The organism is Citrobacter werkmanii, from assembly GCF_008693645.1.
GTDB classification, from domain to species: domain Bacteria; phylum Pseudomonadota; class Gammaproteobacteria; order Enterobacterales; family Enterobacteriaceae; genus Citrobacter; species Citrobacter werkmanii.
The window spans coordinates 2,074,553-2,097,205 of the sequence record NZ_CP044101.1 but is presented as its reverse complement, the minus strand read 5'-3'; the positions used below and the strand labels follow the sequence as shown (position 1 = coordinate 2,097,205).

The window sequence follows — 22,653 nt, the reverse complement described above, 5'->3', positions numbered from 1 at the left end:
TCTCTGATTGGTTCAATTAGAAGTCAGGGCTAAGCCGTAACGGCAGTATTTAGCGCCAGCTCAATCATATTTTTAAAGGTTAACTGTCGTTCTTCTGCCGTCGTTTCTTCTCCTGTCAGGCAATGATCGGATACGGTTAAAATAGCCAGTGCTTCAATACTAAACTGATGCGCCAGGGCATAGAGTCCTGCCACTTCCATATCCACCCCCAGTACACCGAAGTTTTCCAGTGCCGGAATTAAATTTTCGTCAGGGTCATAATAAAGATCGCCACTGAAGACGTTACCGACCTTAATATCGATTCCGGCCTTTTGTGCCAACATCCACGCCTGCTGTAATAGTGGAAAATGCGCAGACGTCGCCATTGCGTAGCCCGCGCTACGTTTTAAATTTGTAACGGAATCCGTTCCGGCAGCGACGGCAAGGATAATATCGCGCATTTTGACATGATGTTGTGTCGCCCCCATGCTACCGATGCGAATAATTCTCTGCACACCAAAGTCATGTACCAGCTCATGGGCATAAAGCGTCATTGAAGGAATGCCCATTCCGTGCCCCATTACCGAAACGGGTTGTCCAAAATAAAGACCGGTATAGCCCAACATATTGCGCACATTGGTAACTTCGCGGTAATCCATTAAATAGTTTTCGGCAATAAATTTCGCGCGTAGCGGATCGCCCGGCATAATCACAGTTGGCGCAAAATCACCCGGTTTAGCATTAATATGTGCAGTCATAACAATTCCTGAATTATGGGTATTGAAAATATGCAGGGATTGTAACCAGACGTTTGCAGGGGATTGAGGACAAAAGTCCTGCTCAGAGGATCGGCCTCTCATTTCTGAGAGTTAGTGTTGCAGTCTTGTGGCTCAGCGGAAAACCGCGCCCCCGGCACAGTCGCTCGGAGGTATCGCAAAACAAGCCTCTGCGAAAGGTCAAAGTCGAGGTGTCGCTCTCGTTTTGCATCAATGTTAAACTCGCACACTTTCTATTAGACCTTTCTTAATTATGATAAAGCTACTTTCACGCTACATTTCCGTAGGGATTGTAAACACGGCATTACATTGGGCGGTGTTCGGCATCATGGTATACATCATGAAAAATGACCAGGCCGTGAGCAACGTGGTGGCGTTTTTGATAGCTGTGACATTTTCATTTTTTGCCAACGCAAAATTTACATTTAGTGCAAAAGCCACCAGCCGAGGGTATGTGCTATTTGTTGGATTTATGGGGCTACTGAGCTTTATCTCTGGTCAGGTATCCGATCACTACAACATTTCCCCTCTCATAACGTTGATAGAGTTCTCCTGTATCAGCCTGGTATGTGGCTTCTTATACTCAAGGTTCATTGTTTTTAGGGATCCGAAATGAAAATCTCTCTGATTGTGCCGGTGTTCAATGAAGAAGATACTATACCTATTTTCTACAACACGGTGCGTGGGCATGAAGAACTAAAAAAATATGATGTCGAAATTGTGTTTATCAACGACGGTAGCAAAGACGCTACAGAATCCATCATTAATGCTCTCGCCGTATCTGATAAGCTCGTCGTCCCCATTTCATTTACGCGCAACTTTGGAAAAGAACCAGCAATTTTTGCAGGCCTTGAGCGTTCCTCTGGTGAAGCAGTTATTCCGATCGATGTTGACCTACAGGATCCAATCGAAATAATTCCATTGATGGTCGATAAGTGGCTTGCGGGCGCAGATATTGTGCTGGCAAAGCGTGCAGACCGCTCCACGGATGGAAAACTGAAGCGTAAAACCGCTGAGTGGTTCTATAAATTACACAATAAAATAAGCGATCCGAAGATCGAAGAAAACGTTGGTGACTTTAGACTTATGTCCCGCGATGTAGTTGATAACATCAAACTTATGCCGGAACGTAATCTCTTTATGAAAGGTGTGCTTAGCTGGGTCGGTGGCAGTATTGATGTTGTTGAGTACACACGAGCAGGACGCATTGCTGGTAAATCAAAATTTAATGGCTGGAAATTGTGGAATCTTGCCCTGGAGGGTATTACCAGTTTTTCAACGTTTCCATTGCGGATATGGACCTACATTGGTTTTTTTGTAGCCGCCGTATCCTTCTTGTTCGGTGCATGGATGATTATAGACAAGATTTTTTGGGGAAATCCGGTTGCGGGATACCCATCTATTATTGTTTCAATCCTTTTCCTGGGTGGGATTCAGTTAATTGGTATCGGTGTGCTCGGTGAGTACATAGGTAGAATCTACATCGAAACCAAACAACGGCCACGCTATATAGTTAAAAAACAAGACAGGATTTAAAATGTTCTCCAGATACGATAAAAAAGTATTGTTTATTTACTCAGGATTAGCCCTGTTGTTTATCTATCCCTTAATCCAGGCAGGCATATATTATAGAGATGACTTAGATAGATCTATAACTGGATATTACGGCTGGCGTGGTTTAGGTCGACCTTTTGCAGATATTTTAACAAGGTTTTTTTCTGCCAGTGGGCACTATAATCTTGACCTGTTTCCTTATACAATGCTCGCATCATGTATTTTCTTAGGTGCATCTTCGCTTGCGCTCAGTAAGCACCTGTCTAAATCAGACATTTCGAACGCAAACATGGTGGCAGCACTTTTAATATTCAATCCATTCATTTTGCAGAATATTGCGTACAGATATGATAGTCTCGGAATGTCGATTGCCTTTTTCCTTGCGGTGATTGCATATACCTATAAAAATAAAAACCAGAGGATAGAGATTGCAACAAAATTAGTAACTGGCGTATTATCTTTAACCTTATATCAACCATGTGCCAATATTTTTATTGGCTTGCTTGCAATTGATGTAATCATCATCGCAACAAAAAAAGATATAAAGATCAAGGAATCGATATTTTTCTTATGCAAGAAAACAATTTTATTCGTATCATTTTTTCTTATCTATATGCTTTTCTTTTCGCCCAAAAATAACTCTCGAGCAGAATTAATACATCCAGACCAGAGTGGATTGGAGCATCTGGCCAAAACATTAATTGCCTTAAAAGAAATGGTTCTTTCTTATCTCTATCACCCGGTTTACATTTACTTCGCAATCCCAATACTTATCAGTTGCGTGTTTATGCTCATTGCTTACCGTACTAATATTAAGCAAATAGCAACATTTATTTTGTATGGCGCTATCTCCTTTTTAATATTCATTATTTCACTTATGGGACCAACATTATTACTTCAGGACGCACCAGTACTTCCCCGTACTTTAGTCTCGTTTTCAGTTATACTGGTTATAATTGCTATACCGATTATGCGTTTCGCTCCTCGTTTTAAATACGCTGCACTGATCCCAGTCATTGCTTCGCTTGCTTTTAGCGCTCAATTAAGCAACGCTATGAAGTCACAACAAGAATATGAAGATTTTGTTTTTAACATGATTGCGCAAGACATTGCCACTCATAAAGACATCGCTTCCATTGGTACTGTAGGCCAATTGAATAAAAATGAAAGAGCAAAATTATTAATAGATAATAAACCACTTATAGGCTATTTCGTTTTTCCCGCCACTGAGTTTTTAGCGTCATATCAATTGGTCAACAAAGGGTTCACGCAAACCCTTCATGGTTATGGGGATGAGCAAGAAAACAAAAATAGACTATCTGATATGATAAAAAAAGGTATTAAGCCGGTATCATCAAATGAATATTATACATTATTCATTTCGGACAATAACGCCATCGTGTTTTTAGGAAAATATAACAATTAATTATTACCAGCCCTCACACTTAATGTTGAGGGCTTTATTTTCGAAGAGTCAGCAGCAATCATATCCAGCGAAAAAGAAGTTACCCAGAGCTCGCCTGGGCTGAAGTGGTAAGTATGATGGTTACTCGGTTATGCCCTTCAGTTACCAATTCCAGGCGACGTAACATTACCAACTCTCACAGTAACAGTTTTCGCATTTCCCTTATAAGCAAAAAGGGGTTACCTTTCGGTAACCCCTTTTCATGTTTGGCGGAAGCGTAGAGATTCGAACTCTAGAACCCTTTCGGGTCGCCGGTTTTCAAGACCGGTGCCTTCAACCGCTCGGCCACGCTTCCAATGAGGCGCACTATAAACATCCCGAACGGACCTGTAAAGTACCAATGTGTTCGTTTGCCTGAAAAACAGCCAAAATAGTGTTAATCGACTGAAATAAAAACAAATTGGCCATTTATTCAGCACAAGTAGCGGCTACCACGCTTAATGTTTTTTGATGTACATATCTTTGGTGTAGTAATTTCCGCGGTTATCCGGCGCAAATCCTCCTACCCACGGCTTCACCAGATGAGTGCGAACATAGTGATAAATCGGAATAGCAGGTACATCCTCACCTAACAGATCTTCAGCCTGCTGGTAGTCTTTACCTCGCTCTTCCAGTGAACTTGCTTTCGCTGCATTATGCATCGCTTCATCAAAGGCGGGGCTACTGTACCCGGTGGTATTCTCACTGTCCCCGGTGCGGAAAATATTGAGGAAACTAGAGGCATCGTCATAGTCGGCTATCCACGCATAGCGCACAATGTCAAAATTACCGGTGTGCATAGTATCCAGCATGGTTTTCCATTCCTGATTTTGCAGCTTCACCTCAACGCCAAGATTTTTCTTCCACATTGACGATGCGGCAATCGCAATACGCTGGTGCGTTTCGAAGGTGTTGTAGAGCAGATTTAAGCTTAGCGGATGGTCAGGACCATACCCGGCCTCCGTGAGCAGTTTTTTAGCTTCAGCAATGCGTTTGTCGAGTGGCCACGACGCATACTCTGGCGCATGCAGTTGTACCCCACCTATTTCAGGCTGGCTGATAACCCACGCCGCACGTTGCCCCTGGCCCATCACCTTTTGCGCAATGATGTCTTTATCCAACGCCATATTCAGCGCACGACGCACGCGCGGGTCATTAAAGGGCGCTCTGGTCGTATTGAACTGATAGTAATAGGTTGAAAGCTGAGGCGAGACATGGAGTTCATCGCCCATGGTCTTTTTCAACTGTGCAAACTGATTGACCGGTACGCTATACACAATGTCAATCTCACCCGCCTTATAGCGGTTCACGTCAGCAGACTCTGAACTAATAGGCAGGTAAGTGACTTTATTAATGACCGTGTGCCGATCGTCCCAGTAATGCGGGTTACGCTCGGCAACGATGCGCTCATTGACCACCCACTGCGATAATTTGTACGCTCCGCTGCTGACAATATGCTCTGGGCGGGTCCACTTATCGCCAAAACGGCCAATCAGCACTTTATCGAGCGGGACCAACGACGGGTGCGCCAGCATCGCCAAAAATGCCGCCGTCGGTTGCGTTAAGGTAATTTCCAGCGTGGTATCATCCAGGGCCTTGACCCCTAGCGTAGCGGGATCTTTGTTACCCTGAGCAATATCGACCGCGTTCGCCACGTGCATATTGCCCAGATACGAGGCATATGGTGAAGCCGTTTGCGGCGAGACCAGGCGCTGCCAGCTCCAGACGACATCCTGTGCGGTGATAGCCGATCCATCCGACCAGGTTATGCCCGGACGTAAATGAACGGTCCAGACGGTGTTACCTTTATTCTCCCAGGAGGCGGCAAGACGGGGTTCAATAGACCCATCCGGCTTAACCGCTACCAGTCCGTCGAACATATCGCTGATTAAATTAAACTCCACGTTGCTTTCGACTTTATGCGGATCCAACGACGCCGGTTCGCTGCCGTTATTTCTGACCAGTTCCTGTTTTTCTGCAAGTACTGTTCCTGCCGGAACATTTGCCGCCCTCGCCGCGCCGTTTACCGACATCAAACAGACAGCCAACAGCGTAAATGTAAATCTCTTCGTTTTATCTTGAGTCATTCCCTTTACCTTATTGCTCTGTTTATGATGACACCGCTGTCACTGTCAGAGAGAAACGGGAATTACGCAATATTTTTCAGTAACCTGGCCGATATCTAACAGGCATTTTTACACATACAGTGCTAACATCTGATTCGGGAGCTTTTGCTGAAATAATATGCTTAAGCCTGGCGGGTTAAACTGCGTAAAGATGGGTAAAACCGCTGTGTCATTCCCCTTGATTTCATTATCCTTCATCATTAATTACATCTGTCATAAGAGAGTGACTCATGGATCGTATTATTAGTTCTTCGCGCGATCGTACATCGCTACTCAGCACACATAAGGTGCTGCGCAACACCTATTTCCTGCTCAGCCTGACGCTGGCGTTTTCGGCGATCACTGCGACCGCCAGTACGGTGCTGATGCTGCCTTCTCCGGGACTGATCCTGACGCTGGTGGGTATGTATGGTCTGATGTTCCTGACCTATAAAACGGCGGATAAACCCGTTGGTATTCTGTCAGCTTTCGCTTTTACCGGCTTCCTGGGCTACATTCTGGGGCCAATTCTGAATACCTACCTGTCTGCAGGGATGGGTGACGTTATCGGCATGGCGCTGGGTGGTACGGCGCTGGTCTTCTTCAGTTGCTCTGCGTATGTGCTGACCACACGGAAAGATATGTCCTTCCTCGGCGGGATGCTGATGGCAGGTATCGTGGTTGTGCTGATCGGTATGGTTGCGAATATCTTCCTGCAACTGCCGGCACTGCATCTGGCGATCAGCGCGGTGTTTATTCTGATTTCTTCAGGCGCAATCCTGTTTGAAACCAGCAATATCATCCGTGGCGGTGAAACCAACTACATCCGCGCCACTGTTAGCCTGTACGTTTCGCTGTACAATATCTTCGTCAGCCTGCTGAGCATTCTGGGCTTCGCCAGCCGCGATTAAGCAGCATCACTGATACGAAAAAAGAGAATGCCAATGGCATTCTCTTTTTTTATACCTTATTCACTCCGGCAGATATAGGTAGGATAACGCCGGTCCTGAATCAGCCACACGGCGGGTGAAAGTTCAGAAATCGTCAGGTAGTAGCGAGCGGTCGGCCAGGCGAAGCTTCCCCACTGGGCATCGGGGGTATTGTCATTGTGTCGACGCCAGGTTTTGGTGTAACTCAATACAATGACGTTGTCATCGTCCCGCCGCTCCCACGTAAAGTCTACATCCCTGTCAATAATCAAATTTTGCCCCCCAGCTCTTGCCGCACCTTTGTAGGTGGTCAAGCCTGTACCGTCCCGATGAAAATAGAACTGGGCAATGGTATTGACCTTCACTTCACTTGTTTTTCCCTCATTGCGCGTAAAGTTAAATTCAGTGCTGCAGGCCAGCACATCGCTTTTGCCGACCGCGCCGCAATAGTAGAAAAGCGCCAGCGCGCCGCCAACCACAGCACCGCCCAATCCAAAAAGAAGCCTTATTTTCATTTTTCGGCCCCACTTTTATAGCGAATAGTCTTGCACAGGCTGGTTTTACTGACCGGGCAGGCACCGATGAACATTTCATCGGCGGTGGCGAGCGAAAAACGAGCGCTGAAATAATAAATATCGTACTCCTCGCGCTCACAAGCCACGTTATTGGCCTCCAGTCGCTCAGCTAATTTCGAGAGCACTAACGGTCGTCCATGATCGTTGATAATCCAGACACTACAACGTGCGATTTTTTCCTCGACCGGCTTTAATTTCGCCGGAACGGTTATCTCCTGCGGACGGCTAAGGTAAATGCCCGCCCCCAACGCTGCGACGATCAATGTCGCTATAATCAACCACCTTTTCAGGTAAGTGCGCCGGGGCTGTATGTCTGGTTGCATGGAAGGGGATTGCGGCTCAGCGGTTTGAATGTTCTCACCAGGCTGAAAAATCACATCGGCATCAAAACGGAATCCATAGCGCGGGACAGTGACGATAAATTCGTGCCCCTCTCCCAGAGACTGGAAGCTTTTACGCAGTTCGCTTACCGCTTTATTAAGATTATTTCCGGATGGCGTAAAGCCAAACTCTTCCCATACGCGAGTGATCAATTCCTCCCGGCTCAGGTCGCGTCCTCGGTGTTTAATAAATTCCTGTAAAAGACGAACGGCTGGCGCCGAAAGTGTTAATACAGTCTCAGGTTGTCCAACAAGGCTTATTGCATGTGCTTCAGGATCAAATAACAACGAATTATTGCATATAAAAAACATCTTTTATTCTCGGCTGTAACCGCATGCTTTTTATTCCCTGGTACATCGACATGAAAACCACCTCCTGATCTGCTTGTTTTTTCATCAGAAGGAATTTTCTTCCCATCCTTGGCCGCGGTATTTTCGCTTAACTATACAACCTTAAAGCCAAAAAAGCAGGATAAAAAACTGTATATAACGAGTTAACTAATACAAATTTTCACAAACCGCTGTTCTGGTTAAAGTTTCCCTGCCCTGAAGCGATACGAAAGCAGACGGTGTCCTGGTGTTAACGCGCCGCCTTTAAACTCAGAGCAGGCAGACTGATTGTGAAACAGAAAAAAAGAGTGAGCATGATAACCGCCTTTTATGTCGCCGCGCTGTCATTGCCATTTTTCTCAGAAATGACAATGGCCAATATGAGCGTGTATCCCATGGAACTGAATGTAGACAGTTCCGGTGCGGCGCAAATTAAGGTGGCTTCAAAAACGGATGATATTCAGTTCATTCGGGTGAGGCAAAAGAAAATTCTTAATCCCGGCACGGCTCAGGAAAAAGAAATTGACGTGGCGTCATGGAAAGAAGATGGCGTGGTGGTTACGCCCGAAAAATTTGCCCTCGCGGCCGGCGCGATGCGCGTAGTTCGGTTGATATCGCTTATGCCTCCGAAAAAAGAGACCACCTGGCGCGTCTATTTTGAAGGGGTAAAACAACCAGACAGCATTATTCCGGGCAAGGCAGAAAGCCCTGCCGCGATGGCGACATTGGGCGTCAACGTGATTTGGGGCGCACTGGTCCATATTGCTCCAGAAGAAAACGTAATTTCACTGTCGTTCGACCCTCGCCGCGGGACGTTAAAAAACAATGGCACGCTGCGTGTACCGCTCAGAGAGATTGGTATTTGTGATGCAAATTCATCGTGTAAATGGATAAAAGAAGACGCGACGATTTATCCGGACACTGAACGGAAATTAAAAACACTCACAATGAGCCATGGCCAGAAATATAAATTCCGCTACTTCAACTGGGTAAATAAAACCGCTGAAGAAGCTGACTTACCCGTCGTGCAATAACACGACATCACAGTAAAAACCCACGTAGTTCGTTGAAAGAGCCAAGGTGCTCATTTGTAAATATGGAGATATCAATGCGTAAGTATATTAAACCTCTGATGATCGTTGCCGCGATGACCTCGTCCTTTAGCGCGCTGGCAATTCAAAAAGATATTACCGTTAACGCCAGCGTTGACTCACAGTTGGATATGACCCAGGCCGATAACACGCCGCTGCCGGCCAGCATCGATATGCAGTACCTGCCTGGTCGTGGTCTGGAAAGCTACCGTCTTAACACCAAGGTGTGGTCTAACTCCGCCACCAGCAACGTCAAAGTGCGCCTCGTTAGTGCGGCAAAACTCACCAACACGGATGGTGACCAGATTGTACCGATGACGGTCATTCTGGGTGATAAAACACTGTCTACCACCGATGCTGAATTTACCGGAACTGAACTGTTCCCTGGCAGCATTGAAAACGGTTCCGCAGTACTGCCGCTGACCATTTCGCAAACCACCAAAGGCATTCTGAAAACCGGTCAGTACAGCGGCGTTGTCAGCCTGATGCTGACGCAGGCGACAACCACGGAAGGCGGTGCGTAACACCACAGTACCTAAGGAATAACGTCAGAGGGTGCCCACCCTCTGACGTCAGGATGATGTCGAGGCTCGGTCATGGCGTTTCACAGAAATACTCTCCTCTTAGTTGCTTTGTTACCCGCATCCATCCAACTCGCCTGCGCAGAGATGGCCGTCCCGGCAGGTTTTGAAGATCTGGCGAAAACACAGCGCCTGTGGACAGAAGTCAATCTCTATGGCGAGTCGCTTGGCCTTTTTGAAACGGATATCACGCTTGAAACAGTAAGTTTTGTCGCGCCTGAAACCGTGGTCACGGCCATCAAACGGCAGTTTAATGACGATCCTGCCCTCGTTGCCACCGTGTCGGCAGCCCTGGCCGTTCCACTGGCCCGTAACGGCAATCTGGCATGCAGCAGCAATGGCTCCGCAACGGGATGCGATTACCTTGATACCCAGCGCGCGGCCATTATCTATGATGAAAATAACGCCCGTATTAATCTTTTTTTCGACAAGAAATTTCTGCCTAAACAAACCACTGAAAGCCAGTGGTATCAGCCCACGCAGGACACCGAGAATGCGTTAATCCATCAGCAGAATATCAATTTTGTTGCCGACAGGGATTACCAGTCAGCCACCGTTCAGGGCAATGGCGCGCTGGCACTCACCCAGGACGGCTACTTTAACCTCGACTGGACCTGGATGGGGCAACGTTCGAAGCACCAGCAGCAACAGGAGATAACCGTCAACAATGCCTGGTTTCGTCAGGATATCTGGCGCCAATACTATGTTCAGTTGGGCGAGATGGACACTCGCGATCTGTTCAGCAATGCCGGCGGGAATATCAATCTCAGCCAACTGCCGCTGGGTAAAATTCGCGGCTTGCGCACAGGCTCAACAAGGGCATGGATCAATCCGGTTCAGCAGTCAAAGGGTACGCCTATCACCGTATTGCTTTCTCATGATGCGCGTATTGACGCCCGCCGGGGTAATCAACTGCTGGCCAGTTTTTATCTGAATGCCGGGGCGCAGACCCTGGACACCCGTTCGTTCCCGGACGGGAGCTATACCGTGACGTTGTCCGTCTATGAAAATAACCGGCTGACGCGCACCGAGCAGGTACCGTTTACCCGAACCGGCATTACACCTTTCGATCGCGTCGAGTGGTTCCTGCAGGCAGGCGAAACTGACAATAACGATCAAAACGACGAACGCAGCGCGGTCGCGCAAGCGGGCATCCGCCTGCCTGTCACTCCGACGCTGGCGCTGACCAGCGGCGCAACAATAAAAAAAAACCAGCGTTTTCTGGAAAATGCGCTCGACTGGAGCCGTGGTTTCAACACCGGCCCGATCGATGGCGTGCTAAGTACCCGCTTTAGCTACCTATACGGCAGCGAAGGTCAACGCGGCAATATTCAGCAAATCAGCTATAACGACGGTTTTTCACTGAGCTTCTATCGCAACGCGTTATCCGCAGAAAACTGCAATACCCGAAGCGCAGGGTTTGACGCCGTGAATGGCTGTTACCGAAGCCTGTCGGTCATGTTCTCCGTCCCTGTCGGCACCTGGTACGCGAGTCTGGGGTATTCAGATAACCGCAACGAAGGACGTTACGTTGCTCGTCGGGAACTCCCGGACAGTGACGATCGCCACGATGCGGGCTTGCCATGGGAGTCGGTTTATATGACCCGCTCGCGCACGCGGGCCTGGCAGGGCGGCTTAAGTACAGCTTTCAACGCTCGCGGCCTGAACATCAACAGCAGCATTAACCTTTTCATGCGAAACGATGACTCCCGCGCAGGTAGGGATAAAGGCGGCTACCTGAGCGTAAGCCTGTCAATGGCGCATAACCGTCAGGGCGATGCGACGAGTTATACCTCGCTTGGCGCGACGTGGCAGCACCAGCAGCATGAAAAAAACCAACTGAGCTACAACGTGGCGCACAACTGGTATGCCGATGCACGTGGTGAAAATGAGTATGGACTGAGCGCGTCAGGCATTAACAGCGATTCGCTCAATGCCTCTGCCTATACGCGCCAGGGCGGACGCTATGGCAACGGTAGTCTGACCGTCAGCGACGCCTGGGATCGTCAGGATGGGCGTCATACTCTGAGCAGCAGCGGCAATTACAGTTCAACGCTCGCGCTATCTCGCTCTGGCCTGTGGCTGGGCCGTTGGAGCGACGGACGCCCTGCTTCAGCCATCGCGGTTAACGTTGCCACGCCGGAAGATTCCCAGGATCCGCGCGTCGCTGTGTCGCTGGATAACGGCGGCAGCGCAGATATCCCAGGCAATAGCCGCGCCCTCTTCGCCGTGCCTGGCTATCAGCAGACGACGTTGACGATTAACGAATCGCTGGATGTCTCCCGAGGTGCCAGCAGTGAAATCACACAAGGTTCCGGCAGCAGAACATTGTTTATGGTGCCAGGCAAACTGCTCCGTCGGCACGTGCAAACCACCGCAAGCTACACATGGCTCGGCCAGTTAACCGACGAACAACATTCGCCGTTTATTGGCGGCGTGCCCCTGAACGTAAACGGCTGGAGCGACCTTGGCAACGGCGGGTTTAGCGCCCAAAGCAACGCTCTGCTGCATAACCTCTACCTGGTGCGTCAGCAGCAGTTTTATCAGTGCGCGCTAAACGTGAAGAGTATGCGCGACGTCGTGCGTTATGTCGGGTCGATCCCTTGCCGGGAATTAACCTTCTCTGCCCTGCCGGATACGGTCCAGCAACAGGCGCAGCTAATGCTCGCCGGACGTAGCGTGCCGACCGGCCCGACTGCCATGAACGCAGACAACCTCACTAAAGGGAAATGATGTGAACAAAAGCCTTATTATTTTACTTTTCCTGCTCCTGTGGGCTGGCCAGACGCTGGCCGGCGCCCCGGCCGGAAGAAACTCCAGCGTCGGTATAAGCTACGATCGCATGGCACCACCCGCGCGTTTCGATATCTGGCTTCATGAACCAAGTGGCTATGATGCCGCCGATCCGCAAAAGTGGGGACGCAATACCTTGACCTGCTTATCCCGTACCGATACCACCTATGGCGCCTGTATGACCGCCCCGGTGTGGTTCTCGGCGAACCCGGCCGCGCCTTATGCCATCAATTTACGTTTTACACATGCCCTTACCCGCAAAACGGTAGATATCAAGGTGTATGGCGATCACTACCTGTTTATCAGTAACAAAGTCTTTACCTTTGCCAGTTTTGTCGCGGGAGGGACAAAAGTTATTGCGGAATGGAACAGAGAGCCCTATTTCGATTTCTATATTGTGAAAAGCGAACTGGATAAGCTCACTCTACCGGGTATCTGGACCGCCACGCTGAAGCAGAACCTGCGTCAATGGGGGAGCGCCGACTGTAGCGGCGACTACAATGACGTGAATGTCGGATGTCCTGGCTATCTCACCATCGCCAACTGGCAGGCAAATATTCGCATTGAGGTGGTCGATCCGGGTAATCAGCAGATTTATCTGCCCGCATTTCCACACTCAACGCCTATCGTTAACCTCAACCTGACCAACTTCCCGGGGCGGCCCGGCGGCAGCGAGATCCAGGGGGAAAACACGCTGGATATGTGCTTGTACGACGGAAAAAACAGTACCAGCACTCGCACTTATCTGCGGTTTGAGGACAACGAGCTCAACGCTTCAGGCCGTACCGAAGGCGCGTTTTCAATCCGGCGACGTGGCGGAAGTCAGACCGATGCGCGGGATCGTCTCGACTATCAGGTCCTTGTCACCAATCCCATCACTGGCGCAACCGAAACTGTCGCTAACGGTAAAACCGTGGTCTGGCAAGGCACCAACGATCCACAGTATCTGCGTCAGGTCGTGCTGCCCGGCGGGCGCGAGGGCGTACTGTGCGTACCCGCCCCTATTATCCTGAAAACGCCTGCCTTTGCCGCCAGCAGCAAAAATGCCGGGGATTACACCGGTACGCTACGCATTATTTACACGCCCAGTACGTTATAAAGAGGCCGCCGTGAATTACGTCATTCTTGATAATAATCGTTTTTATGCCGAAGGGTTGCGCTATGCCCTTCTGCGTCGTAACGCGCCCACTCAGGTGAAGTGCGGCACGGTAAAGTGGCGTCGTTCGCTGCTGGCCTGCGACACCCTCGTTGTACGTTGCCGCTTTTCCGTCACGAGAACGCATCTGGCGCTGGTCGACATTCTGCTGCAACTGGAGGCCAGGTGCTGGGAGGGAAGCGTTTATCTGGTGTGCAATGAAAAAGGCTGGGCACTGGCAACGCATTTGCGAAAGCGTTTTACCACGCTGATCTTGTATATCATTGATGACCGACTTGCCGTCGTGGATGCGGCGTATATGTTCGCAAAAGAGCCCCGTCGGGTACGCAGCCTGAACTGTTGTCTGACAGGCATGGAGTTCAATGTTCTCGACAGGCTGGTTAACGGACAATCGGTAAAACATGTTGCACATATGACGCAGATTAGCGAAAAGCAGGTATCGACGTATAAATGTAACGCGCTGAAGAAGCTTAATGCCAACAATCTGCTACAGCTTCTTCTGTAGGGCAAGGTTTCTCACGCCGCCCCTTATTTGCTAGACTAGGGGCGGTTTTTACTTTATCGACAGAGCACTATGTTCATTTTTGCAGGCCAGGAAATTGAGACCGATAGCGAAGGCTATCTGAAAGATACCACGCTGTGGAGCGAGCCGCTGGCGGAGAAAATCGCCGAAAACGAAGGTATCGACCTCTCCCCTGAACACTGGGAAGTGGTGCGTTTCGTACGCGAGTTTTATCTGGAGTTTAATACTTCCCCCGCTATCCGCATGCTGGTAAAAGCGATGGCCAACAAGTTTGGCGAAGAGAAAGGCAACAGCCGTTATCTTTACCGTCTGTTCCCAAAAGGTCCGGCCAAGCAGGCGACTAAAATTGCCGGCCTGCCGAAACCGGTCAAATGTATTTAATAGCGGATACTAAATCCCTTTAGCTCGTCGCCAGGGCGGTGTGGTTCACTGAGAACCCGTTCTACCCTGGCGCTGCTCGGGCCTCCGGCTTTTAACCACTTCATTAGCTGTTCCACCCGCTCGCTTTCGCCGCAGGCGACAACCTCTACGCTGCCATCATCCATATTTTTAGCGTATCCGGTCAATCCCAGTCGTTGCGCTTCATGCTGCGTGGTGTAGCGAAATCCTACCCCCTGAACCCGACCATAGACCCAGGCGATTATGCAGACTTTCGACATTGCGGTTCTCCTAATCAACATAAATGAAGGAACAGTTACAAGGCCTCAGCGCACCTGTTTCGGCAGGCATCCGTAATGCTGGCGGAATCTTGCGGTAAATCGTGAGCCTGACAGATAGCCACAGCGTAACGCAATTTCGCCAATCGGCAGCGTGGTCGATTGTAGTTGAGAGAGCGCACAGGACATGCGCACCTCTTCGACTATCTGCCGGTAACTCTGCGATTCCATCTGTAATCGTCGGCGTAATGTTGAAGTACCGATGGACAAGTGACCGGCAATCTCCTGAGCTGTCCATAGCTTAGCAGGGGATAACATAATAAGTTGTCGCACCTGTTCAGTCAGATTAAACCGTCGCTCGATAAGCAGAGGCCCCGCCACACCATCATGCAGTAGCGCCAGCAATAATCCCATCGCCTGATGCTCCTGCAATTTTGCAGGTAAGTCCTGGCGTACAGCGTCCAGCAGGCTTTCCCACATAAATGCCAGTCCGTTACTCATGGGCGTGCATAGCGACGTCAATTTTGCCGGAGGGAAATCCTTGACCCAGTTATTTTTAAACGTGCTAATGATGCTCGCCGACAGCAACAGCAAATCCGAGCGAAATGCTCCCTGCTCCGGCTGATTAATAATCTCCAGAGGCGTATTCGCCGGGATGATAATCAGCTCACCCGGCCCTGCAACCAGACGATTGTCATCCTGAATAATGACCTTACTTCCCTGCGTAATATGGCAAATAGCAGCAGAAAACAGTTTAACCTGGTGCAGGCGGTGCAGATGGCCGGAACGCACCTCAGCGGTGGTAAGGTTGTTATGGCGAAAATGGACATCCTGCACCAGTTTATCCTCTTTATTTTCTTGCGTAAGTGGCGGTTAATTCCGCTTTGGCAATCACGTGGCTGTTCAGCATAAAACCGACCAGCGCACCGCTGGCGTTACTGTCAATTGGCAACGCGTCGGTATTTAACGCCCACACGGTAAACTGATAGCGATGAGGTTTATCGCCCGGTGGTGGACAGGCGCCGCCGAATCCAGCATAACCGAAATCATTGCGTCCCTGAACTGCTCCAGCGGGTAACTTATCCATGCTGGCTCCGCCAGGAAGCGTGTGGACCTGAGCCGGAATATTTACGATGGTCCAGTGCCACCAGCCGCTTCCCGTTGGCGCATCAGGATCAAACAGCGTAATGGCAAAACTTTTGGCATCAGTTGGCGGATTTTGCCAGCTCAGCTGCGGGGAAATATTGTCGCCACTGCAGCCAAACCCCTTAAACACTTGTTTTTGAGTTAATTGCAGGTTAGCGGGTATATCGGCGCTGCTGAGGCGAAATGTCGAGGCGGCAGAGGCATCAAAACTCAACGCGACAATAGCGGCGGTAGCCAGAGAGTAGACAGCTTTCATTACATTTCCTTTTTCTGATTAAGAAATAGCAATGTAAACGGTGGGTATAAAAGAAACTGTGCCTCTGTGATAGCGTTTTGTGCCGAAACGCCCAGCGCCATACGCTGATGATTGACCTCATCATCTGTGCTACTCTACGCGCCATTTTATTTTAATGGTTTCAGGTTGGTACTTTACTCCAGCCCGCGTCACTGTTTGTGAGAGGTTGCTCCGCATGACTGAATCTACAATTCCACATTATCCTCGTTTAGTGTTAGCCAAAGGGCGCGATAAATCATTACTGCGCCGCCATCCGTGGGTATTTTCCGGTGCTGTCGCACGTATGGAAGGTAAAGCCAACCTCGGTGAAACCATCGATATTGTTGACCATCAGGGTAAATGGTTAGCACGCGGCGCGTACTCACCTGCGTCGCAGATCCGTGCCCGCGTCTGGACATTCGACAAGTCTGAATCCATCGATATTGATTTCTTCACCCGTCGTCTGCAACAGGCGCAAACATGGCGCGACTGGCTAGCGAAAAAAGACGGGTTGAACAGCTATCGTCTGATCGCAGGAGAATCCGATGGTCTGCCGGGCATCACCATTGACCGCTTTGCCAACTTTCTGGTATTGCAACTGCTCAGCGCCGGTGCTGAATTTCAACGCGCCGCGCTGATTAGCGCTCTGCAAATTGTGTTCCCGGACTGCGCTATTTATGACCGTAGCGACGTGGCCGTGCGTAAAAAAGAAGGTATGGAGCTGACCCAAGGGCCAGTAACGGGCGAATTGCCGCCAGCCCTGCTGCCTATCGAAGAGCACGGGATGAAGCTGCTGGTTGATATTCAGCACGGTCACAAAACCGGTTATTACCTTGATCAACGCGACAGCCGTCTGGCCACACGTCGTTATGTAGAAAATCAACGGGTTCTGAACTGTTTCTCTTATACCGGCGGCTTTGCGGTCTCGGCATTAATGGGCGGATGCCGTCAGGTGGTCAGCGTCGATACCTCTCAGGAAGCGCTTGATATTGCCCGCCAGAACGTAGAACTGAACAAGCTGGATCTGAGCAAAGCCGAATTTGTGCGTGATGACGTATTCAAACTGCTGCGCGCTTATCGCGATCGCGGTGAGAAATTTGATGTCATTGTGATGGATCCGCCGAAGTTCGTCGAAAACAAAAGCCAGTTAATGGGCGCCTGCCGCGGCTATAAGGACATCAATATGCTGGCTATTCAGTTGCTCAACCCCGGCGGCGTATTGCTGACATTCTCCTGCTCCGGACTGATGACCACCGATTTATTTCAGAAAATCATCGCTGATGCCGCAATAGATGCTGGTCGTGATGTACAATTTATAGAGCAGTTCCGTCAGGCCGCCGATCACCCGGTGATCGCTACCTACCCGGAAGGGCTGTATCTGAAAGGGTTTGCCTGTCGCATCATGTAACTTGAAAAGTGGAATATTACCCTTACATAGAGGGTATCTATTTCCCGGGAGGTGACTATGATTGCCAGCAAATTCGGTATCGGCCAGCAGGTCCGCCATTCCCTGTTAGGTTACCTCGGAGTGGTCGTGGATATCGACCCGGAATATTCGCTTGATGAACCGTCAGCCGATGAGCTGGCGGTTAACGACGAACTTCGCGCCGCTCCCTGGTATCACGTGGTGATGGAAGACGATAATGGTCTGCCGGTGCATACGTATCTGGCCGAAGCACAGCTGAGTGGCGAGCTACAGGAAGAACATCCGGAGCAACCGTCGATGGATGAACTGGCGCGAACAATCCGTAAACAGCTTCAGGCTCCGCGTCTGCGTAATTGATGCGAACACAAGCCCGATGGCCATTCGCGTATCGGGTTTATGCTGCTCATCCGCCCAGCAACACGGGCCGGATGAGCAACGTGCCTAAGGCAACAACACAACCTTACTTCGCCAGTCCCAGCCGCGGGATCTCAATCGCCGGACAGCGATCCATGACCACCGCCAGCTCCGCGTCACGTGCCAGTACGGCTGCCTGCTCGTTAATTACGCCAAGCTGCATCCATAAGGTCTTCGCACCGATGGCGATAGCCTCCTGAGCAACGCCCCACGCCGCTTCAGAATTACGAAAGACATCAACCATATCCACTTTCTCCGGCACATCCGCCAGCGTCGCGTACCCCTGCTGCCCCAACAGCGTTTTCCCGGCAACTTTTGGCGAAACGGGGATAACGTGATAGCCCTGATCGAGTAAATACTTCATTACCCGATAGCTTGGACGATCGGGTTTATCGCTTGCACCAACCAGTGCAATCGTACGGGTAGATCTCAAAATGCCAGCAATATCGGTCTCTTTCATCGTCTTCCTCCAGGCTGTTTAACAAAGTGTACGACAAACCTGGCCTTGCAACCATTCATCCCATACTGGCGCATGAGAGCTAAACTCAAAAATATGTCTATATGTTAGTAAACGTGACCAGTGAAAAAATTAGATACATCTGATGCAGATATTTTCTGGACAGGAGAAACCTATGAAAGCCGGCATTATGACAGCCTTGATTGCTCTGTGTTTGCCGGTAACTGTTTTTGCCACCTCTTTGCGTCTGTCGAGTGAAATTGATCTTCTGGTGCTGGATGGAAAAAAAGTCTCCAGCTCATTACTGCGTGGCGCCGACAGTATTGAGCTGGAAAATGGTCGGCACCAGCTTGTATTTCGCGTAGAAAAAACCCTTCGCCTGTCCAGCCACGAAGAACGTCTGTATATTTCCCCTCCGCTGGTTATCAGCTTTGATACCCAGCTCGTCAGCCAGGTTAATTTTCACCTTCCGCGTCTGAACAATGAGCGGGACGCATCACATTTCGATGATGCACCGCGTGTGGAACTGCTGGATGGGGACGCCATGCCCATCCCCGTTAAGCTGGATATTCTGTCAATCACCTCCACGGCGAAAATCGTGGATTATGAAATGGAAACTGAGCGCTATAACAAAGCGGCTAAACATGCGTCATTGCCACAATTCGCCACCATGATGGCCGACGACAGCTCGCTGCTTTCTGGGGTATCTGAACTGGATCGGGTGCCGCCTCAGTCGCAAACGCTGACCGAGCAACGATTAAAATTTTGGTTTGAGCAGGCCGACGCCCAAACGCGAAGTAACTTTCTGCAATGGGCCCAGAAACAGCCTTCTTCATGACATTTATGTTCACAGACGCATTTTTTTTTGTCTTTCTCTTGCAGCGTCAAGTGCTTCCAGTACTCTGTAACAAGGTTAACTTGGGAGCTGTACTATGGAATTAACGACTCGCACATTGCCAGCGCGTAAGCATATTGCGCTGGTGGCACACGATCACTGTAAAAATATGTTGATGAGCTGGGTGGAACGCCACCAGCCGTTACTGGAAAAACACGTTCTGTATGCCACGGGAACAACAGGAAACTTAATTCAACGCGCGACAGGAATGGACGTCAACGCAATGCTGAGCGGTCCAATGGGGGGTGATCAGCAGGTGGGCGCGCTGATTTCAGAAGGGAAAATAGATGTGCTGATCTTCTTCTGGGATCCGCTCAACGCCGTTCCCCACGATCCTGATGTCAAAGCCCTGCTGCGCCTTGCCACAGTCTGGAACATTCCGGTCGCCACCAACGTGTCGACGGCAGATTTTATTATCCAGTCGCCAAACTTCAACGATGAGACGGACATACTGATCCCGGATTACGCCCGTTATCTGGCAGAACGCCTCAAATAATGCCCAGGCAGGCGGCAACTACCGCCTGCGTTTCAGGGTTTCCTCGTCACCGAGACATCCAGTCGCTTAAGCTCATCAACAAAACACGATGGTGTTTCTTTATTGAACAGCAACCACACCCGGTGACGTGCGCGCGTTAGTGCCACATACAGCAACCTTCGCTCTTCGGCATCCGGAAAATCTTCAACCGCCGGGAGCAGCGCCTCTTCCATAATCGACTCGCGGGCTGGCGCAGGAAAGCCATCATTACCCTCATGAAGACCGACGACAATAACGTAGTCCGCTTGCTGTCCTTTACTGGCATGGATAGTCATAAAATCCAGCTGTAGCTTAGGCCAGCGGGTAGCGGCTTTCTCCAGACTGGCCGGTTTCAGATGATGGTATCGCGCCAGGACCAGAATTCTCTCTTCTGTTTTCACAAAACCCGACAGTTTATCCAGCAACAGATCCAACTGGTTTTCATCAAGCAAGGTGACGGCTTTTTTATCCCCTGTCATCAGGCTGTTGAGCGGTTTCGTAAGCTGATGGGGATTCTGCTGAATAAACTGATTTGCGACTTCACCAATACGGCTATTGAAACGGTAAGTCGTATCCAGATTACAGCGATCGCCCTCGCCAAAGTTTTGCTGGAATGCCGTGGTCAGCGAAAGTTGCGCCCCGCTAAACCGGTAAATGGCCTGCCAGTCATCGCCTACGGCAAACAGCGTAGTCTGCGAGTTTTGCTTGCGTAGCGCGGCCAACAAGGCGGCACGCTGAGGAGAAATATCCTGAAATTCATCGACCAGAATATGCTTCCAGGGACTGATAAACCGCCCTTTTTCCAGAATAACAATGGCCTGATGGATTAACCCGGAAAAATCGACGGCATTCTCGTCCTTCAGGGCGCTCTTCCAGGCTTTGAGCAGGGGCGCCATGAGCTTTATGCGTTTACTGAACAGGTCGCGGATCTCCTCCGGAGCATTGGCAATCATCTCCGCCTGCGCTCCGCCATGCATACGCATCAGGCTAACCCAGCGATCGAGCCGGGAGGCCAAACGCCGCTGTAACTTTTCGTCGTCCCAGAAGTTACCTTCGGGTACTGGCCACTGCATCTCTTCTTCTAACCATTGTCGCCAACCTTTGGCCTGCGCTTTTTTCTCGCTGCACTGCTGACGCCAGGTAGTAATGAAGAGTTTGCTGCGCGCAACGGCGTCATTTTCCAGCTTGCTAACTGTCGGGACTTTTTTGCTGCCCTGCGAAATGATATGCAGCGCCAGTGAATGAAACGTCCGCGCGGTGACCTCATCCGTATGCAGACGTTCACGGATGCGGTCATCCATCTCCTGAGCCGCTTTACGACCAAACGCCAGCAACAGAATTTGTTCTGCCGCCGCCTCGCCTCGCGCCAACAGCCAGCCCGCACGGGCAACCAGAACCGATGTTTTGCCGCTTCCCGCCCCGGCAAGTACCAATAAGGCTTGCTCACCATTCACCACCGCGCGAGCCTGGGCAGGGTTCAGCGGCGAAGATTCAATGTGCTGGAAAAACTCGGCATGCTCTGCCAGCATCGCATCGGTATAGGCCTGATTGTGCTGTAAACGACAGGCCTCAATATCCTGCAACCATGCCTGGCATTGGCGTAACGCTTCACGACAATTTTCAAATTCTTCCAGCCGCTTCAGCGGTAGCGGCAACGCCGCAAAGGCACGGAGGATCTGCTGTTGCAATCCTGAGGTTTGGCTACGTGTCAGCCATTTATTTTCACTTGTCCGGGCTGCAATCGCATCCAATTGTTGCTGTAACACTCCAGCAGCCACCTCACTCATTTCCTGGCTCCACTGCTGCCAGAGCGTATTTAAATGGTGATGGAAGCGTTGGGTTTCCGCCCATTCTGTGCCGTGAAGCCGTACCACCTTATCATCCGGAAGCACAAACTCCAGCTCTCCCCACACCAGGCCGCGTTTGCAATGAATAGCCAATAACTGGTTGAAGGGAATAAGATACTCGTGACGATCGCCGGAAACTTTAATCCCGGCATTGAGAATAACGGCCCGATCGTAAGGGTGTTGCGCCAGACGTTTTCCAAGAGAAGTTGCTTTCAGTTCCATAAGACTCAAGCGGATCCACACGAAGAGGTTTGCATATCAGTGTAACCGCCAGAGAAAACGTGCTCCAGCCCAAAAAAACGTTACAATTGCCGAATTCACAGAAAACCAGAGTTAATCGAGGGTTTATGCGTACTGTTCTGAATATTTTAAATTTTGTGCTAGGTGGGTTCGCCACCACCTTAGCCTGGTTATTGGCTACGCTGGTCAGTATTGTGCTTATTTTTACTTTACCCTTGACCCGGTCATGCTGGGAAATAACCCGACTCTCGCTATTTCCCTATGGCAACGAAGCGATTCATGTCGATGAACTTAATCCGGCAGGGAAAAATGTGCTTCTTAATACCAGTGGCACATTGCTCAATATTTTCTGGCTGATTTTCTTCGGTTGGTGGCTGTGCCTGATGCACATTGTTTCCGGCATTGCCCAGTGCATTTCGATTATTGGTATTCCGGTGGGCATTGCGAACTTTAAAATTGCCGCTATTGCGCTCTGGCCGGTGGGGCGTCGGGTGGTTTCAGTCGAAGTTGCCCGCGCTGCGCGTGAAGCCAATGCGCGCCGTCGCTTTGAATAATCAGGACTGATGGC

General features: G+C 50.0%; 24 protein-coding genes and 1 tRNA gene. 15 read left to right on the top strand and 10 right to left on the bottom strand.

The features are described 5' to 3' along the window. Window positions 1-29: 29 nt before the first annotated feature. Entirely contained in the window at window positions 30-737 is a 708-nt protein-coding gene (deoD, locus tag FOB24_RS10590; RefSeq protein WP_150344881.1) for a purine-nucleoside phosphorylase, read from the bottom strand. 271 nt (window positions 738-1,008) lie between these two features. Here deoD and FOB24_RS10580 point away from each other — a divergent pair, with 271 nt between their 5' ends. The 3 genes from FOB24_RS10580 to FOB24_RS10570 are packed head-to-tail and all read left to right on the top strand — an operon-like array spanning window position 1,009 to window position 3,735. Further along, window positions 1,009-1,371, top strand: a complete 363-nt coding sequence (locus FOB24_RS10580; RefSeq protein ID WP_038639494.1) for a GtrA family protein — start codon at window positions 1,009-1,011, stop codon at window positions 1,369-1,371. Further along, a complete protein-coding gene (locus FOB24_RS10575) occupies window positions 1,368-2,291 on the top strand; it encodes a glycosyltransferase family 2 protein (protein ID WP_087857513.1) in 924 nt (307 codons plus the stop codon). Before FOB24_RS10580 ends, FOB24_RS10575 begins: the two co-directional genes overlap by 4 nt. A gap of 1 nt (window position 2,292) precedes the next feature. Further along, the gene (locus FOB24_RS10570) at window positions 2,293-3,735 is read left to right on the top strand and encodes a glucosyltransferase domain-containing protein (RefSeq protein ID WP_150344879.1); all 1,443 of its coding nucleotides are present in this window, start codon (window positions 2,293-2,295) and stop codon (window positions 3,733-3,735) included. 246 nt (window positions 3,736-3,981) lie between these two features. Here the strand turns inward: FOB24_RS10570 and FOB24_RS10565 are convergent. Both FOB24_RS10565 and FOB24_RS10560 read right to left on the bottom strand, forming a co-directional pair. After that, a tRNA-Ser gene (locus FOB24_RS10565) sits at window positions 3,982-4,069 on the bottom strand. A 142-nt stretch (window positions 4,070-4,211) separates the two neighbouring features. Next, the gene (locus FOB24_RS10560; RefSeq protein ID WP_150344878.1) at window positions 4,212-5,840 is read right to left on the bottom strand and encodes an ABC transporter substrate-binding protein; all 1,629 of its coding nucleotides are present in this window, start codon (window positions 5,838-5,840) and stop codon (window positions 4,212-4,214) included. Between the two features lie 269 nt (window positions 5,841-6,109). On the opposite strand from FOB24_RS10560, the gene yccA reads away from it, so the two are divergent. Beyond that, window positions 6,110-6,769 (top strand): FtsH protease modulator YccA, encoded by a 660-nt coding sequence (yccA, locus tag FOB24_RS10555; RefSeq protein ID WP_003035917.1) that lies wholly within the window; start codon window positions 6,110-6,112, stop codon window positions 6,767-6,769. 56 nt (window positions 6,770-6,825) lie between these two features. Here yccA and FOB24_RS10550 read toward each other — a convergent pair whose 3' ends face one another. Together FOB24_RS10550 and FOB24_RS10545 are read right to left on the bottom strand one after the other, a co-directional pair. Further along, the gene (locus FOB24_RS10550) at window positions 6,826-7,302 is read right to left on the bottom strand and encodes a hypothetical protein (RefSeq protein ID WP_038639481.1); all 477 of its coding nucleotides are present in this window, start codon (window positions 7,300-7,302) and stop codon (window positions 6,826-6,828) included. After that, window positions 7,299-8,054, bottom strand: a complete 756-nt coding sequence (locus FOB24_RS10545; protein ID WP_085048587.1) for a winged helix-turn-helix domain-containing protein — start codon at window positions 8,052-8,054, stop codon at window positions 7,299-7,301. The genes FOB24_RS10550 and FOB24_RS10545 overlap by 4 nt, the downstream gene beginning before the upstream one ends. Window positions 8,055-8,362: 308 nt before the next feature. Between FOB24_RS10545 and FOB24_RS10540 the strand changes: the two genes are divergently transcribed. The 6 genes from FOB24_RS10540 (at window position 8,363) to tusE (ending at window position 14,597) form a co-directional block, all read left to right on the top strand. Continuing rightward, on the top strand, window positions 8,363-9,106 hold the full coding sequence (locus FOB24_RS10540) for a fimbrial protein (protein ID WP_190971853.1): 744 nt from the start codon (window positions 8,363-8,365) through the stop codon (window positions 9,104-9,106). Between the two features lie 74 nt (window positions 9,107-9,180). After that, the gene (locus FOB24_RS10535) at window positions 9,181-9,687 is read left to right on the top strand and encodes a CS1 type fimbrial major subunit (protein WP_069323274.1); all 507 of its coding nucleotides are present in this window, start codon (window positions 9,181-9,183) and stop codon (window positions 9,685-9,687) included. A 72-nt stretch (window positions 9,688-9,759) separates the two neighbouring features. Beyond that, window positions 9,760-12,477, top strand: coding sequence for a TcfC E-set like domain-containing protein (locus FOB24_RS10530; RefSeq protein ID WP_150344876.1), 2,718 nt, complete (start codon window positions 9,760-9,762; stop codon window positions 12,475-12,477). A gap of 1 nt (window position 12,478) precedes the next feature. Beyond that, window positions 12,479-13,636 carry a CfaE/CblD family pilus tip adhesin gene (locus FOB24_RS10525; protein ID WP_150344875.1) on the top strand — a complete coding sequence of 386 codons (1,158 nt, stop codon included), beginning with the start codon at window positions 12,479-12,481 and terminating at the stop codon, window positions 13,634-13,636. A 10-nt stretch (window positions 13,637-13,646) separates the two neighbouring features. Beyond that, window positions 13,647-14,198, top strand: coding sequence for a LuxR C-terminal-related transcriptional regulator (locus FOB24_RS10520; protein WP_150344874.1), 552 nt, complete (start codon window positions 13,647-13,649; stop codon window positions 14,196-14,198). A 69-nt stretch (window positions 14,199-14,267) separates the two neighbouring features. Further along, on the top strand, window positions 14,268-14,597 hold the full coding sequence (gene tusE / locus FOB24_RS10515; RefSeq protein WP_038639458.1) for a sulfurtransferase TusE: 330 nt from the start codon (window positions 14,268-14,270) through the stop codon (window positions 14,595-14,597). Here the strand turns inward: tusE and yccX are convergent. Genes yccX through FOB24_RS10500 form a run of 3 tightly spaced genes read right to left on the bottom strand, consistent with a single transcriptional unit; the run spans window position 14,594 to window position 16,274 of the window. Next, complete coding sequence (gene yccX, locus FOB24_RS10510; protein WP_085048613.1) at window positions 14,594-14,875, bottom strand: acylphosphatase; 282 nt, start codon at window positions 14,873-14,875, stop codon at window positions 14,594-14,596. The two genes, tusE and yccX, sit on opposite strands and share 4 nt — an antisense overlap. Before the next feature lie 45 nt (window positions 14,876-14,920). Next, window positions 14,921-15,709 carry an AraC family transcriptional regulator gene (locus tag FOB24_RS10505; protein WP_038639456.1) on the bottom strand — a complete coding sequence of 263 codons (789 nt, stop codon included), beginning with the start codon at window positions 15,707-15,709 and terminating at the stop codon, window positions 14,921-14,923. Between the two features lie 13 nt (window positions 15,710-15,722). Then, on the bottom strand, window positions 15,723-16,274 hold the full coding sequence (locus tag FOB24_RS10500) for a YbhB/YbcL family Raf kinase inhibitor-like protein (RefSeq protein ID WP_150344873.1): 552 nt from the start codon (window positions 16,272-16,274) through the stop codon (window positions 15,723-15,725). 214 nt (window positions 16,275-16,488) lie between these two features. Here FOB24_RS10500 and rlmI point away from each other — a divergent pair, with 214 nt between their 5' ends. Both rlmI and hspQ read left to right on the top strand, forming a co-directional pair. Next, a complete protein-coding gene (gene rlmI, locus FOB24_RS10495) occupies window positions 16,489-17,700 on the top strand; it encodes a 23S rRNA (cytosine(1962)-C(5))-methyltransferase RlmI (protein WP_150344872.1) in 1,212 nt (403 codons plus the stop codon). 57 nt (window positions 17,701-17,757) lie between these two features. Further along, a complete protein-coding gene (gene hspQ / locus FOB24_RS10490) occupies window positions 17,758-18,075 on the top strand; it encodes a heat shock protein HspQ (RefSeq protein ID WP_038639447.1) in 318 nt (105 codons plus the stop codon). Between the two features lie 103 nt (window positions 18,076-18,178). On the opposite strand, the gene FOB24_RS10485 is transcribed toward hspQ, so the two are convergent. Then, the gene (locus tag FOB24_RS10485) at window positions 18,179-18,592 is read right to left on the bottom strand and encodes a CoA-binding protein (protein ID WP_150344871.1); all 414 of its coding nucleotides are present in this window, start codon (window positions 18,590-18,592) and stop codon (window positions 18,179-18,181) included. 172 nt (window positions 18,593-18,764) lie between these two features. On the opposite strand from FOB24_RS10485, the gene csgI reads away from it, so the two are divergent. Together csgI and mgsA are read left to right on the top strand one after the other, a co-directional pair. Then, window positions 18,765-19,427, top strand: a complete 663-nt coding sequence (gene csgI, locus FOB24_RS10480) for a curli synthesis inhibitor (protein ID WP_038639445.1) — start codon at window positions 18,765-18,767, stop codon at window positions 19,425-19,427. Window positions 19,428-19,521: 94 nt separating this feature from the next. Continuing rightward, entirely contained in the window at window positions 19,522-19,980 is a 459-nt protein-coding gene (mgsA, locus tag FOB24_RS10475; RefSeq protein ID WP_038639442.1) for a methylglyoxal synthase, read from the top strand. Window positions 19,981-20,012: 32 nt separating this feature from the next. Here mgsA and helD read toward each other — a convergent pair whose 3' ends face one another. Then, window positions 20,013-22,067 carry a DNA helicase IV gene (gene helD, locus FOB24_RS10470; RefSeq protein ID WP_150344870.1) on the bottom strand — a complete coding sequence of 685 codons (2,055 nt, stop codon included), beginning with the start codon at window positions 22,065-22,067 and terminating at the stop codon, window positions 20,013-20,015. Between the two features lie 125 nt (window positions 22,068-22,192). On the opposite strand from helD, the gene FOB24_RS10465 reads away from it, so the two are divergent. After that, the gene (locus tag FOB24_RS10465; protein WP_150344869.1) at window positions 22,193-22,639 is read left to right on the top strand and encodes a YccF domain-containing protein; all 447 of its coding nucleotides are present in this window, start codon (window positions 22,193-22,195) and stop codon (window positions 22,637-22,639) included. Window positions 22,640-22,653 lie beyond the last annotated feature (14 nt).

Excerpts from the sequence above, each read along its gene's own strand:
- deoD (WP_150344881.1), bottom strand. The coding sequence starts at position 737 with ATGACTGCACATATTAATGCTAAACCGGGTGATTTTGCGCCAACTGTG.
- FOB24_RS10580 (WP_038639494.1), top strand. The coding sequence starts at position 1,009 with ATGATAAAGCTACTTTCACGCTACATTTCCGTAGGGATTGTAAACACG.
- FOB24_RS10575 (WP_087857513.1), top strand. The coding sequence starts at position 1,368 with ATGAAAATCTCTCTGATTGTGCCGGTGTTCAATGAAGAAGATACTATA.
- FOB24_RS10570 (WP_150344879.1), top strand. The coding sequence starts at position 2,293 with ATGTTCTCCAGATACGATAAAAAAGTATTGTTTATTTACTCAGGATTA.
- FOB24_RS10560 (WP_150344878.1), bottom strand. The coding sequence starts at position 5,840 with ATGACTCAAGATAAAACGAAGAGATTTACATTTACGCTGTTGGCTGTC.
- yccA (WP_003035917.1), top strand. The coding sequence starts at position 6,110 with ATGGATCGTATTATTAGTTCTTCGCGCGATCGTACATCGCTACTCAGC.
- FOB24_RS10550 (WP_038639481.1), bottom strand. The coding sequence starts at position 7,302 with ATGAAAATAAGGCTTCTTTTTGGATTGGGCGGTGCTGTGGTTGGCGGC.
- FOB24_RS10545 (WP_085048587.1), bottom strand. The coding sequence starts at position 8,054 with ATGTTTTTTATATGCAATAATTCGTTGTTATTTGATCCTGAAGCACAT.
- FOB24_RS10535 (WP_069323274.1), top strand. The coding sequence starts at position 9,181 with ATGCGTAAGTATATTAAACCTCTGATGATCGTTGCCGCGATGACCTCG.
- FOB24_RS10530 (WP_150344876.1), top strand. The coding sequence starts at position 9,760 with ATGGCGTTTCACAGAAATACTCTCCTCTTAGTTGCTTTGTTACCCGCA.
- tusE (WP_038639458.1), top strand. The coding sequence starts at position 14,268 with ATGTTCATTTTTGCAGGCCAGGAAATTGAGACCGATAGCGAAGGCTAT.
- yccX (WP_085048613.1), bottom strand. The coding sequence starts at position 14,875 with ATGTCGAAAGTCTGCATAATCGCCTGGGTCTATGGTCGGGTTCAGGGG.
- FOB24_RS10500 (WP_150344873.1), bottom strand. The coding sequence starts at position 16,274 with ATGAAAGCTGTCTACTCTCTGGCTACCGCCGCTATTGTCGCGTTGAGT.
- rlmI (WP_150344872.1), top strand. The coding sequence starts at position 16,489 with ATGACTGAATCTACAATTCCACATTATCCTCGTTTAGTGTTAGCCAAA.
- hspQ (WP_038639447.1), top strand. The coding sequence starts at position 17,758 with ATGATTGCCAGCAAATTCGGTATCGGCCAGCAGGTCCGCCATTCCCTG.
- FOB24_RS10485 (WP_150344871.1), bottom strand. The coding sequence starts at position 18,592 with ATGAAAGAGACCGATATTGCTGGCATTTTGAGATCTACCCGTACGATT.
- csgI (WP_038639445.1), top strand. The coding sequence starts at position 18,765 with ATGAAAGCCGGCATTATGACAGCCTTGATTGCTCTGTGTTTGCCGGTA.
- mgsA (WP_038639442.1), top strand. The coding sequence starts at position 19,522 with ATGGAATTAACGACTCGCACATTGCCAGCGCGTAAGCATATTGCGCTG.
- helD (WP_150344870.1), bottom strand. The coding sequence starts at position 22,067 with ATGGAACTGAAAGCAACTTCTCTTGGAAAACGTCTGGCGCAACACCCT.
- FOB24_RS10465 (WP_150344869.1), top strand. The coding sequence starts at position 22,193 with ATGCGTACTGTTCTGAATATTTTAAATTTTGTGCTAGGTGGGTTCGCC.